Raw genomic sequence first — 13,365 nt, 5'->3', positions numbered from 1 at the left:
AATGGACAACCCCAAATCCAGGATGGAGCGACACCTTCCTCGCGGCTCGGCACCGGAGGACAGGGGCAACTTTTCTGTTGAATACAAAGCGAATATAGTGCTACCCTTTACATTGGAAGGAGAGGGATATATTTTTGGAAACAATAAAGAAATTCATTCGTGTTGACCGAAGGGAGATTGCATTTCTCAAATTCGTCCTGGAAGCCTGCGAAGGCATCGCCACGATGCGGACCATCGATGGGCCGTCGGGGACGATACTTTTCTCTATATCTCCGGGGTGTGAACATGAAGCGGACAGGGTGCTGCGTGATCTGGAAAGAGAGATCATGATGGAGTCCGTGGTGCCTGGAAAAGAGTATATCAGAAGATCTCATGAATACTAAGCAACTTTTTATCCAGACCATCGGGTGTCAGATGAATGTCTATGACTCCGAGCAGATCGTTTCGTTGTTGAAACCCTTGGGGTACGTTTCAACCGATGCATTGGACAGGGCGGATCTGGTCGTCCTGAACACCTGTGCCATTCGTGAAAAGGCGGTGCAGAAGGCGTTCAGCTTTCTGGGACGTCTTGCGGAACTCAAACGAAAAAATCCCCGGATGATCATCGCTGTCGGTGGCTGCGTGGCACAGCAGGAAGGGCGAAGCATGCTGAAGCGGGCGCCTATCCTGGACATCGTTTTCGGCACCCAGGCCGTCGGGCGACTTCCCGGCATGATCCGCCGCGTGGAGGCCCGTCGGTGTCGCATCATCGACGTGGCGGTGACGGACGGTGTCGAAGAGTTTGACATTCCCGATGCCGATCGAGAGCGGGAGGGGGCCTCCCGATTTGTCACGATCATGCAGGGATGCGATAATTTCTGTACCTACTGTGTCGTCCCTTATGTAAGGGGACGGGAGTTCAGTCGCCGCCCAGGTCGGATCCTGTGCGAGATCGAAGCCCTGGTGGACGCCGGCGTCCGGGAGGTGACCCTTTTGGGTCAGAATGTCAACAGCTACGGAAAAAAAGAGGGTCTCATACCCTTCGAGGCGCTTCTCGCCCGGATCAACGCCGTCGACGGCCTCCATCGCATCCGCTTCACCACCTCCCATCCCAAGGACCTGTCCCCGGGGCTCATGTCCGCGTTCGCCGATCTTGAAAAGCTCTGCGCCCATATTCATCTTCCGGTGCAGTCGGGATCAAATGCAGTACTGAATCGAATGCACCGACGGTATACGCGGGAGGATTACCTCGAAAAGGTCCGGCGATTGAGAGAACTCCGTCCGGATATTGCCGTTACGTCGGATATCATCGTAGGGTTTCCCGGGGAGTCACGGGCCGACTTCGAGGCGACGCTCGACCTGGTTCGGGAAATCGAATTTGACGGACTCTTCGCCTTCATGTACTCCGACCGGCCCAATGCCCCGGCGGCTCGGTTTCCCGACAAGGTGACGGAGGACGAGAAGAAGGATCGCCTTCAGGAACTTCTCAGTCTTCAGGAGCGGTATACGTTCTTGAAAAACCGGGCTTTGGTGGGGACGGACCAGGAAATCCTGGTGGACGGTCCGAGCAAACGGCAAAGCGGGCAGGACGGCGAGCCGCCGGCTTTTCGGACGGCGCTAACCGACAACGACACCGATGCCTGCGCGATTCACTCTGGTGCGATCCAATGGAGCGGCCGAACTTTCGGCAACAAGATCATCCATTTTACGGAGACAGACAACGCGCCGGATTTTACAAGAGACCTGACGGGGGAACGAATTCTCATTCGCGTCGAGGACGCTTTTTGCCATTCTCTTCGGGGACGACCGACATCCCGCGTTGGGCACAGCCTGAAAGGAGAAGATTGTCATGCTGCATAAAGTGAGTATCGCAGGGCTGACCATGGACCCGACATCCAATACGCCGATCATCATTTTGAAGTCGGACGAGGATGAGCAGACCATACCGATCTGGATCGGATTACTGGAAGCCACATCTATCGTTTCGGCACTCCAAAACATCAAGTTTGAACGACCCATGACCCATGACCTGCTCAAGAATTTTTTCGACAGGATGAATATCCGGGTATCCAAGATCGAGGTCTGCGATCTCAAGGAGAACACTTTTTATGCCCGGATTTACCTTATCGGGGATGACGCGACAGCCTTCGACATGGACGCCCGCCCCAGTGATGCCATTGCCATTGCCGTCAGGACCGGCGCACCGATTTTTGTGGATGAGAAGGTAATCGAAAAATCAGCTGTGCCCGCCGGTCAGGTTGAAGTGGTCGATGAAAGCGAAGAGGGTAAGAAGTGGGCCGATTACCTGGAGAAGCTGTCGCCTGAGGATTTCGGAAAATACAAGGTATAAACCCCGTCGCCGCCTGTTAGCCGACGACGGTCCGGTTCCATGAACAGTGCGGCCCTAATCTGTAGTTTCTTTATCCGGCTGACGGTTCATGAGCGTCCTTTGAAAATCGATGACCTGTCGTAAAATGGTATCCAGATCCGTGACCGGTTGGAAACCGATCCGGTCCTGAATTTTCCTGATGCTCGGCACCCGCCGCTGCATATCTTCGAAATCCTTGGCATAGGCCTTTTCGTAGGGAATCAGTTGGATGCTGGAGCGGGATTCCGTAGCCTGAATAATCCGTTCGGCCAAATCCAGAATCGTGATTTCCTCTGTTCCGCCGATGTTGAACACCTCTCCCGCGGCGTCGTCACAAGCCATCAGAGCCGATAAACCATCCACCACATCCTTGACGAAGGTAAAGGTTCGCGTCTGCATGCCGTCTCCGTAAACTGTCAATGGCTCATGATTCAGGGCTTGACAGACAAGGCGCGGGATGACCATTCCATATGCGCCGGTCTGACGGGGGCCGACAGTGTTGAAGAGTCGGGTGATGATGGCCTCGAGTCCGTTTGTACGGAAATAGGCAAGCGCCGTGAATTCGTCCATGAGTTTGGAGGCGGCATAGCTCCACCGGAATTTGCTCGATGGACCGTAGATGATATTGTCGGTCTCCACCAGCGGTGCGTGAAGATGCTTGCCGTAGACCTCCGACGAGGATGTAATGAGAACGCGTTTCTTGAATTTTGCACAGAGTTCAAGAACCTTTTCGGTTCCGGCCACGTTGATTCTGATGGACTTGAGCGGGTTTTTCAGGATATACTGAACACCTACGGCGGCCGCGAGATGGAAAACAACGTCACAGGTTCCCGTCAACTCCAGCATGGTGTCGTGATTCAGGATGGTGTCGATATGAACGAACAATCGATGTCCGTACCGCGGATGTCTTCGCAGCGGTTCGATGTTCGACAGCGCCCCGGTGGAGAGATCGTCGATGACATAGACCTCATCTCCCCTTTCAAGATAGGTTTCCGCCAGATGGGATCCGATAAACCCCGCACCGCCCGTAATAAGAACCCGCATAGTCATAGCTCCTTGATTAATGGTGACCCGTACCCTATGGTGTGGATTTCAGTGAATAAATCCTTAATAAATGGCGGGGTTGGGTCTCCGATTGCCGACGAATCGACGTCTGCCGGCGTTGCCGCATTACCCGAAAAATACTATATTCTGGGAGGTAGAATCAAGCACGGTTGATCGTGTCATCGGATCACCGTGCTCGAGGACGCGTACTACTTATATAAAAAATAGAACTGAAGCAATCATAAAACCCCGGATGTTCAGAAATGGAACTCGAAAATAAGGGCTTGGCTTCCTATCTCGATCGCATGAGGGCTTCCGATGGCGCCGCTATCCGCTATGGCGTCTGGCGCTCCGATAGGGGGGTTGCAAGAGGCACGGTGGTCCTGCTTTCCGGCCGAAACGAATTCCTGGAAAAATATGCCGAAACCATTGGCGACCTGTGTGCGAGGGGCTGGGATGTCTTCAGCCTCGACTGGCGGGGGCAGGGGCTTTCGACGCGCATGCTTCCGAACCGGCAGAAGGGCTATATTATGGATTATGAGTTCTATATCGGCGACCTCGGCCGTTTCCTCCGAAAAGTGGTATACCCCAATGCCGTGCCTCCGGTGACGGGCTTGGCCTTTTCCATGGGAGCCCACATTCTGCTGAGATACATCGCCCGTCATGCCGAAGGTTTCAGCAGGGTGGCACTGATTTCGCCTATGATCGATATCAACACCGGCCTCTTTCCCGTCACCCTTGCCAGACAATGGACCCGTTTGGCTGTCCGTTCCGGTGGTGCCGGCGTCTATGCCCCGGGGCAGGGAGATTACCGCCCGCCCACTCCTTCATCCTTTTTCGGGAATCCTCTGACTGCCGATGCCGAACGGTACAAAAGACCCCACCGTATAATTGCCCGAAATCCGGATCTTGCCTTGGGAGGCGTAACCTACGGATGGCTGCGGGCGACCTTCGACTCCATCGACAGGATGGCGGCCCCGGGATTCGCCGCATCGATCTCGACCCCGATCCTGATCGTGTCGTCGGGGGACGACCGCGTGGTGTCTGTTTCGGCCCAGGTGTCCCTGCATCGCGCCTTGCCGCGTTGCCGGTTTGTTTTGATTCCCGGCGCTCGTCATGAACTCCTGATGGAGCAGGATCGATTCCGCGCGGTCTTCTGGCGCGCATTTGACGGATTCATGTCCGACTTATCGGTCGAGCGGCGCTGGGTCGGCCGTCGTCATTCGGCTCCGATGGCATCAAGGGCCTCCCAGCGTTCGTAGGCTGTGTCGATGGCCTTCTCCAATGCCGTCAGGCGCGATTTCGCGGCGCCGACGGCGGCTCCCGAGCCTTTGTAAAAGGCGGGATCGGCCATCTGGTCGTGAAGGGTTGCCTGTTCCGCTTCCAGGGCTTCGATGGCTTGGGGAAGTGCCTCCAGTTCGAGACGTTCCTTGTAGGTGAGTTTTTTGGGACGCTCCCGGCGGGGTTTGGCGGATTTGGGTTTGGGAAACGCCTTCTCGTCGGGTGTCGGGGCAGGGCGCTGAGCAACCCAGTCGTCATATCCGCCGACATATTCGGTAACGCGTCCATCGCCTTCGAACACCAGCGTCCCGGTCGCCACATGGTTTAGAAAAGCCCGGTCGTGGCTGACCAGCAGCACCGTGCCGTCATAGCTCAGGAGAAGCGATTCGAGCAGTTCGAGCGTTTCCAGATCCAGGTCGTTGGTGGGCTCGTCCAGCACCAGGACGTTGGCCGGTTTGGTGAAGAGCCTGGCCAGCAACAAGCGGTTTTTTTCACCTCCCGACAGAATGGATACGGGACTTCTGGCCCTATCCGGGGAGAAGAGAAAATCCCTGAGATAACCGATGACGTGCATGGGGGCGCCGCCGATGATGACCTGGTCGCCGCTCTCAACGACATTTTCCTGAACCGTCCGGTTTTCATCCAACTGATCCCTCAACTGGTCGAAATAGGCCGTCTCGAGATGGGTGCCGTGGCGGACAGAACCGGTTTTCGGAACTATTTTCCCCAAAAGGATGTTGAGCAGGGTGGTCTTCCCGGCGCCGTTGGGGCCGATAATGCCCAACTTGTCGCCGCGGGTGATCGTAAGGGACAGATCTCGAATGATCGGCCCCTCGCCCCAGTCGTGGTTGATATGCTCGGCTTCAATGACGAGTTTTCCGGTTCGTCGTGCCTCCTGGGCCATCAGTTTGACCGATCCGAACCGCTCCCGCCATGCACGCCGCTCTTCCCGCATGCGGAGAAGCGCGCGAACCCGCCCTTCGTTGCGTGTCCGTCGTGCTTTCAGCCCCTGTCGAATCCAGGCTTCCTCACGATCGAGCTTTTTCTCGAACTGTTGGCGCTGATCGGCTTCCACCGAAAGAGCGACCGCCTTCCGTTCCAGGTAGGTGGCGTAGTTGCAGCCCCAGTTGATCAGACGGCCTCGGTCCAGTTCAATAATTCGAGTGGCCAGATTTTGCAGAAATGTCCGGTCATGGGTCACGAAAAGAAGGGTTGTGACGTATCGGCGGACAAATTCCTCCAGCCAGGCGATGGCGTCCATGTCGAGATGGTTGGTGGGTTCGTCCAGCAGAAGGATGTCGGGTTCTGCGGCCAGCGCTCTGGCCAGAAGCGCTCTTCGCTTGAGTCCTGCCGAGAGGTTCTCGAACGCCGCATCGGACGGGAGGTCCATGCGGGATAGGATCGTCTTCGCCGCCAAGGCGTTCTCCCATTCCCGTCGGCCGTCGGTCGCGCCGGTTTGTTCCATGCCGCCTTGAGCGACATCGAGAACCGTTCCGACGATATTCACGGGTACGGTCTGACCGAGAAGGGCGACCCGACAACCCTGCCGAAGCTGAATTTCTCCGGCATCGGGCCGGATATCCCCGTTGATCAAACGGATAAGGGTCGACTTGCCGGAACCGTTTCTGCCCAGCAGGCAAACCCGTTCACCCTTGTCGATCTGAAGGTCGACGTCCTCAAGGAGGGGGTGGCCGCCATATCCCAAATAGAGATTCCTTATATTTAATATATTCATAAAGTTGTTGAGATTTCCCCGAAGTTTTGGTGCAGGAAGATAGCGTGTCTATGGAGAGGTGTTCGTGTTGTCGTTTTTCATGTGAAACGACTCATCTTTTAACCTGAATCAGTTGTTTCCGCAACGTTTTTGTTAAAACCGCGTTCAGTGCCGACCCACAGCCGTTGGTGCTTGAAAATCCCCGCCGTTTCTGATAGAGAATGCGAACTTACCGGGCCGGCGTTGGTTATATTCGGCCGACAGCATCCATAACCGGCCTGAAGCGGATAACGGCACATAGGATGCATTCTTTTAAACTCAACCTTTGGACGGTTTCGCTATCCGGTCGATTGCGAACGTCAAAAGGTACGTGTGGAAAATGACCACGGCGGATACAAGGAGGCGGTATGGTTAAGGTCGGAATTGTCGGCGCAACAGGCTATGCGGGTGCGGAGTTGGTTCGGATACTTTTCGGGCACCCGAAAGTCGCGCTGTCGGTCATCACCTCCCGGCAGTATGCAGGCGTGCCGTTCGATCAGGTTTTTCCGGCCATGAAAGGGGTTGTAGACCTGACGTGCGAGGAATTCTCCATGGAGGAGATGTGTCGTCGGACGGACGTCGTTTTCACGGCCCTTCCCCACAAAATTCCCATGGAAATCGTGCCCCGGTTGGTGGCTCGGGACAAACGGGTGATCGATCTCTCGGCGGACTTTCGGTTTCGGGACGTAAAACGATATGAAGCTTTTTATCAACCGCACACGGCCCCAAGCCTTTCCGCGGCGGCGGTATACGGCCTCCCCGAGGTCTACGGCGATGTGATTTCCCAGGCCCGGGTTGTCGGCAATCCCGGATGTTATCCGACGAGTGTCCTGTTGCCGTTGGTACCCCTTCTCAAGGCGGGCCTGATCCGTTCCGAGGGTCTGGTGGCCGACGCCAAGTCGGGCGTGAGCGGGGCAGGCAGATCACCGAGCCTGGGATCGCTTTACTGTGAGGTGACGGAATCCTTCAAAGCTTATAAAGTAGGGGGACATCGCCACAATCCGGAAATGGACGAGGTTTTGAGCCTTGTGGCCGGAGATCCCGTCCACATCACCTTTGTGCCGCATCTGGTTCCGATGAGCCGGGGGATGCTGACGACCCTCTATGCCGTTCCAAAAGAATCGGTGACGGGGGAGGAGATCCTTGAATGTTTGAAATCCTTTTATGCGGGGCGTCCGTTCGTTCGGATCTGTCCGGAAGGCCAGGTCCCGAGTACGGGCCATGTCCGTGGAACCAACTATTGTGATGTGGGCATCGTATTCGATGCCGACCAGCGCAGGCTCATCCTGATATCGGCCATCGACAATCTGGTGAAAGGCGCTGCGGGTCAGGCGGTTCAGAACATGAACATGATGCTCGGATTCGACGAGTCCGCCGGTTTGAACGCTGTGCCTTATCCGATTTGATGGGGGCTGCGAAGCCGGAGGCGGGGGGAAGCGATCCTACGCCCGCGTTTCAAGGCAAGGTGTTGCCGGGGCGAGCGCTTCAGCCCGATATTTCCGGGGTTTTGGAACAACGGCCGCCCAAAACCGACCCCGATGTGTTTTCTTGACATCCCGAATGGATTGAACTAATTAAGATCAGATTCTTGATGAGCGAAGTGAGCGGTAGAGTCATTAACGACAACGACGAAAGGAGAATGGCATGTCAGCGAAGTTGATTTTAGGTACTGAAATCCGCGAGGAGATTCTCGAGGAGATCACGGCGGAGGTCGCTGAGATCAAAAAAAAACACGGTATGGTGCCCGGACTGGTGACGATCCTCGTTGGTGAAAGTCCCGCCTCCGTTTCCTATGTCACACTGAAGATCAAAACGGCCCACCGGGTCGGATTCCACGAGGTTCAGGACAATCAGCCGGCGGACATCTCCGAAAAAGATCTTCTGGCTCTCATCGACAAGTACAATAAAGACGATTCCATTCACGGCATTCTGGTTCAGCTGCCGCTGCCGAAGCACATCGACGACAAAAAGGTCCTCAACGCCATTGATCCCGACAAAGACGTCGACGGCTTTCACCCCGTCAACGTCGGCCGACTGATGATCGGTGGTGATGAAGTGAAATTCCCACCCTGTACTCCTGCCGGTATTCAGGAGATGATCGTTCGTGCCGGCGTCGAGACCAGCGGTGCGGAAGTCGTTGTCGTGGGACGCTCCAATATCGTCGGAAAACCGATCGCCAATATGATGGTCCAGAAGGGCAAGGGCGCCAATTCAACCGTGACGATCGTTCATACCCGTACCAGGGATCTGGCGGCTCACTGTAAACGCGCGGACATCCTGATTGTCGCTGCGGGCGTCCCCGGATTGGTGAAGCCCGAATGGATCAAGCCGGGTGCCTGTGTCATCGACGTTGGTGTCAACAGAGTCGGCGAGAAGCCGAGCGCCAAGGATCCGAGCAAGATGGTCGCCGTGCTCCGGGGGGATGTGGATTTTGACGCCGCGAAGGAGATCGCCGGCTACATCACACCTGTTCCCGGCGGGGTTGGGCCCATGACGATTACGATGCTCATGCACAATACCTTGAAATCCCTCAAATTCAAACTCGGAATTGCTTAAATGCCCGAGGCGCATGCCGGGGAGGACCCAGTCCTCCCTTAATCTCTCCGGTCCCAGCCGATCTGAATGGATATGTACACCCGTCGCCGGAGGCTTGCCCGAAAGTTTTCCGCATGAGATCAATCGACAGAAAAACCGACGATATCGAGGGTTGAAAATCTGACTGCCATGAGTGACCGTATGACTTCCATAGTGAGGAGATCACGCCGGGTGACGCCAAGACCATCTGCGAACACTCGGATTTTGCTGTATTTCATGACGTTCTGCAGTGTTACCGCCGTTGGCGGGTTTGGGGTTCTGGTGAAGGAGTACCTTCATCTGAAATCTGTAGCCCGAGATGCGAGGACATTGGAAACCCAACTGGCGAATCAGCATGAGATGCTTCAGTTTCAACGAAAACAGATTCAGTGTTTTGCCAGTGAAATCAATGGTCTTAAAGATAAACTCGTGGCTTTGAGTCAGTTTGGGAAGAAAGTCCGCACAATAGCAAACCTGGGGCCGGAAGAGGAGACGGAAAATCTTTTCGGGGTCGGCGGCTCCGCGCCGGCGGATCTGGATCCGTTTCTCGATCTGAAGGTCAAACATAACAGCCTGATGCGAAAGATGCACGAACAGGTCAGACATCTCAACCAGGAGGCGGAGATCCAGAAAGCGGAATTCGAGACTCTCATGGGAGCCCTGGAAGAGCGGCAGAACCTCCTGGCCCGGACCCCGTCTATTTACCCTGTCAAAGGCACCATGACCTCCGTGTTCGGCAGTCGAAAATCTCCATTTACCGGAGAATCCGAATTTCACAAAGGCGTCGATATCGCCGCCAAGAGCGGCACCGTCGTCGTCGCGCCTGCCGACGGGCGAATTACCATGGCCGAGTACAACGGTTCCTATGGAAAAATGATGGTCATTGATCACGGATACGGCGTGCTGACGCGCTATGCTCACCTGAGCCGGTTTTTGAAGGAGAAGGGGGACAAAGTGAAGCGGGGTGAAAAGATTGCCCGCATCGGCAATACGGGAAGAAGCACGGGCCCTCATCTCCATTACGAAGTCCGCTTGAACGGAATGCCCGTGGATCCTCAAAATTATTTCATGAATTCAGACCATGATCCAGTGGTCTCATACAGCAGAAAATAGGATATCCTTTCGTTCCCCCGGGTTTTGGCGATAGAAATCCGGGGCGATGCTCCACCGTTGATTTTCCCTGCCCCAATCCCTTTATCCATTCAGGATCCAGCACGGTAAAACGTGCTTTATTCATGGACAACCACTGTTTTTCATCTTAATATGTTGAGAAGATTTTATTAGGATCGCCTCAAGAGATAATCGGCTGCAAGGCCTTGAAACGGCGGTTGTCTGAGTCGACGCATCGCCGCCCACCGGTAAAAACGAGTGTTGTTGCGGACGTCTACAAAAGCCCGGCCGATCCCGATGATGTCCTGACGCGATTCTGTTATCCGGGAGGAGGCTTTTGCCGCCGCTTGGCGGGAATCCGGATATATTCTCCTGAAAGGAACCTATTCTTCATGATTTTCGACTTTCTGACCAAGGTATTTGGAAGCAAAAACGAAAGAGAACTCAAAAAGCTACAGCCGATCGTAGAAAGGATCAATGCATTTGAGCCTGAAATTCAGGCCCTGAGTGACGACGCCCTGAAAGGTCAAACAGCAAGATTCAAGGAGCGTCTCGAGAGAGGCGAACCGCTTGACGATATTCTGCCCGAGGCGTTCGCCACGACCAGGGAAGCTTCCATCCGAACTCTCAAGATGCGCCATTTCGACGTTCAGCTTATCGGTGGAATCGTATTGCACCAGGGGAAGATCGCCGAAATGAAAACCGGTGAAGGGAAAACCCTTGTTTCGACCCTGCCGGCCTACCTCAACGCGCTCACCGGGAAAGGCGTTCACATTGTGACCGTAAATGATTACCTGGCCACCCGCGACGCGGAATGGATGGGGCGAATCTACGAATTCCTGGGGCTGTCGGTGGGCACCGTCGTTCACGGCATGACCGACAAGGAGCGTCACGTCGCCTATAGTTCCGATATAACCTATGGAACTAATAATGAATTCGGTTTTGATTACCTTCGGGACAACATGAAGTATGAACTGGAGGCACTGGTTCAGGGGGAACTCCATTTTGCCATAGTGGACGAGGTGGACAGCATTCTGATCGATGAAGCAAGGACGCCGCTCATCATTTCTGGACCCGCCGAAAAATCGACCCATCTGTATTATCAGGTCAACGAGATCATTCCGCGGTTTAAACGGGACACGGATTACACCATCGACGAAAAGGCCCGAACCTCGGTGCTTACGGAAGAGGGGATCGCCAAGGCCGAGGAGATGTTGAAGGTGGACAACATCTATGATCCCAAAAACATCGAAATGCTGCATCATGTCAACCAGGCCTTGAAAGCCCATACCCTGTTCAAACGGGATGTGGACTATATCGTCAAGAACGGCGAGGTCGTCATTGTCGATGAGTTCACCGGACGCCTTATGCCGGGGCGACGCTACAGCGAAGGTCTTCACCAGGCGCTCGAAGCGAAGGAGAACGTGAAGATTGAAAACGAAAACCAAACGCTTGCGACCATTACCTTCCAGAATTACTTTAGAATGTATGACAAGCTGGCGGGCATGACCGGTACGGCGGACACCGAGGCGGCGGAATTCAAGAAGATCTATGATCTGGATGTTATGGTCATTCCGACACATATGCCCATGATTCGGAAGGATTATCCCGACGCCATATACAAAACGAGACGAGAGAAATTCGATGCGGTGATTCGAGAAATTCAGGAGCTCTACAAAAAAGGACAACCAGTGCTGGTGGGCACCATTTCCATCGATATTTCGGAGGAATTGAGCGAAAAACTTAAAAAGAAGGGTGTAAAACACACTGTTCTCAACGCCAAGCATCATGCCAAGGAGGCGGAAATTGTGGCCATGGCCGGACAGCCGGGTGCGGTGACCATTTCCACCAACATGGCCGGCCGAGGTACCGACATCGTGCTCGGAGAGGGCGTCAAGGCACTGGGAGGGCTTCACATCATTGGAACGGAACGCCATGAGAGCCGGCGGATCGACAATCAGCTCAGAGGACGTTCAGGTCGGCAGGGAGACCCCGGATCATCTCGCTTTTATCTGGCATTGGAGGACGACCTCCTCCGAATTTTCGGCGGAGATCGTATTACCGGCGTGATGGACAAGCTTGGAATGGAAGAGGGTGAGCCCATTGAGCATAACCTCATCAGCCGGGCCATTGAAAATGCTCAGGCCAAGGTGGAGGCCCATAATTTCGATATCCGTAAGCATCTCCTCGAATACGACGACGTCATGAACCAACAGCGCGAGGTGATCTATGAGCAACGACGGGAGGCCCTCCGGGGAGAGGACCTGCGAAGCTCCATCGAAGAGATGATTCTGGAGCGGGCCGATGAAATCGCAGCGGATTTCATCGATGAAAAGTCGTTGCCCGAGGATTGGGACCTCAAGGGGTTGAGCGATGCGGTTTTCAAACAGTACAATATCCGCATGGCGCTGGATGCGGCCGTTCTCGAAGGTCTCGACGCCGAAGGCGTCGCGCAGTTGATATCCGACAAGGCTCTGGCGGTTTACGGCCAGCGGGAACAGACGGTCGGCCCCGAACAATTTCGGATGATCGAGCGGTATGTTATGCTGCAAACCGTCGATAGCTTGTGGAAAGACCATCTGCTCAGCATGGATCACCTGAAAGAGGGGATCGGCCTGAGGGGATATGCCCAGCAGAACCCGCTGATCGTTTACAAGAGAGAGGGGTTCGAGATGTTCAACAGCATGATCCACCGAATCAAGGAAGAGATGGTGGAGATCATGTTCAAAATCCAGGTCGCCAAACCGGATGCCCTGGAGGATTTCACGGAGCCCAAGGATAAGGATCTGGTCTTTTCAGGCGGAGATACTGACGGCTCCCTCAAGAAAAAGCCCGTCAAACGGGAACGCAAAATCGGCAGAAATGACCCGTGCCCTTGCGGCAGCGGGAAAAAATACAAAAAATGTTGTGGCAAATAAGGTGAAGGCCCGAGGAATGATATGAGCCAAAACAATCCTGATATCCAGGAAAGTGTCTCAACCGATACGCTGGAAGACGTTCGCGAACCTTCCATGTACCGGGTTCTCCTCCACAACGATAATTACACGACCATGGAATTCGTGGTGGAGATCCTGATGTATGTATTCAACAAAACGGTTGAAGCGGCGACAAAGATCATGCTGAATGTCCATAGGAAAGGCGTCGGCGTCTGCGGCGTGTATACTTATGAAGTTGCGGAGACAAAGGTGGAAACCGTCTCGCGACTCGCCGAGGAAAACGGGTTTCCGCTGAAATGCACGATGGAGGAAGAATAGCC

At 54.7% G+C, this 13,365-nt stretch carries 11 protein-coding genes; 9 read left to right on the top strand and 2 right to left on the bottom strand.

Annotation, left to right across the window (positions count from 1 at the left end; genetic code table 11):
• Window positions 1-134 precede the first annotated feature (134 nt).
• The 3 genes from dmul_RS11920 to dmul_RS11910 are packed head-to-tail and all read left to right on the top strand — an operon-like array spanning window position 135 to window position 2,329.
• Window positions 135-383, top strand: coding sequence for a DUF4911 domain-containing protein (locus dmul_RS11920; protein ID WP_020875236.1), 249 nt, complete (start codon window positions 135-137; stop codon window positions 381-383).
• Window positions 373-1,839, top strand: coding sequence for a tRNA (N6-isopentenyl adenosine(37)-C2)-methylthiotransferase MiaB (miaB, locus tag dmul_RS11915; RefSeq protein WP_020875235.1), 1,467 nt, complete (start codon window positions 373-375; stop codon window positions 1,837-1,839). Before dmul_RS11920 ends, miaB begins: the two co-directional genes overlap by 11 nt.
• Window positions 1,829-2,329, top strand: a complete 501-nt coding sequence (locus dmul_RS11910) for a bifunctional nuclease family protein (RefSeq protein WP_020875234.1) — start codon at window positions 1,829-1,831, stop codon at window positions 2,327-2,329. The genes miaB and dmul_RS11910 overlap by 11 nt, the downstream gene beginning before the upstream one ends.
• Before the next feature lie 54 nt (window positions 2,330-2,383).
• Here the strand turns inward: dmul_RS11910 and dmul_RS11905 are convergent, their stop codons facing one another.
• A complete protein-coding gene (locus dmul_RS11905; RefSeq protein ID WP_020875233.1) occupies window positions 2,384-3,391 on the bottom strand; it encodes a GDP-mannose 4,6-dehydratase in 1,008 nt (335 codons plus the stop codon).
• A gap of 263 nt (window positions 3,392-3,654) precedes the next feature.
• Here dmul_RS11905 and dmul_RS11900 point away from each other — a divergent pair, with 263 nt between their 5' ends.
• Window positions 3,655-4,653, top strand: coding sequence for an alpha/beta fold hydrolase (locus dmul_RS11900; RefSeq protein ID WP_020875232.1), 999 nt, complete (start codon window positions 3,655-3,657; stop codon window positions 4,651-4,653).
• Here dmul_RS11900 and dmul_RS11895 read toward each other — a convergent pair.
• Complete coding sequence (locus tag dmul_RS11895; protein ID WP_040413825.1) at window positions 4,611-6,407, bottom strand: ATP-binding cassette domain-containing protein; 1,797 nt, start codon at window positions 6,405-6,407, stop codon at window positions 4,611-4,613. The two genes, dmul_RS11900 and dmul_RS11895, sit on opposite strands and share 43 nt — an antisense overlap.
• 386 nt (window positions 6,408-6,793) lie before the next feature.
• Here dmul_RS11895 and argC point away from each other — a divergent pair, with 386 nt between their 5' ends.
• The 5 genes from argC to clpS all read left to right on the top strand — a co-directional run bounded on the left by argC (window position 6,794) and on the right by clpS (window position 13,363).
• Window positions 6,794-7,831: an N-acetyl-gamma-glutamyl-phosphate reductase gene (gene argC / locus dmul_RS11890; protein WP_020875230.1), complete on the top strand. Its 1,038-nt coding sequence runs from the start codon at window positions 6,794-6,796 to the stop codon at window positions 7,829-7,831.
• 238 nt (window positions 7,832-8,069) lie between these two features.
• A complete protein-coding gene (gene folD / locus dmul_RS11885) occupies window positions 8,070-8,981 on the top strand; it encodes a bifunctional methylenetetrahydrofolate dehydrogenase/methenyltetrahydrofolate cyclohydrolase FolD (protein WP_020875229.1) in 912 nt (303 codons plus the stop codon).
• Between the two features lie 255 nt (window positions 8,982-9,236).
• A complete protein-coding gene (locus tag dmul_RS11880) occupies window positions 9,237-10,112 on the top strand; it encodes a M23 family metallopeptidase (RefSeq protein WP_052018480.1) in 876 nt (291 codons plus the stop codon).
• Between the two features lie 389 nt (window positions 10,113-10,501).
• The gene (gene secA / locus dmul_RS11875) at window positions 10,502-13,027 is read left to right on the top strand and encodes a preprotein translocase subunit SecA (RefSeq protein WP_020875227.1); all 2,526 of its coding nucleotides are present in this window, start codon (window positions 10,502-10,504) and stop codon (window positions 13,025-13,027) included.
• A gap of 21 nt (window positions 13,028-13,048) precedes the next feature.
• Window positions 13,049-13,363: an ATP-dependent Clp protease adapter ClpS gene (gene clpS / locus dmul_RS11870; RefSeq protein WP_020875226.1), complete on the top strand. Its 315-nt coding sequence runs from the start codon at window positions 13,049-13,051 to the stop codon at window positions 13,361-13,363.
• Window positions 13,364-13,365: the final 2 nt, after the last annotated feature.

Source organism: Desulfococcus multivorans (genome assembly GCF_001854245.1).
GTDB classification, from domain to species: domain Bacteria; phylum Desulfobacterota; class Desulfobacteria; order Desulfobacterales; family Desulfococcaceae; genus Desulfococcus; species Desulfococcus multivorans.
This window is presented reverse-complemented; position numbering and strand designations above follow the sequence as displayed.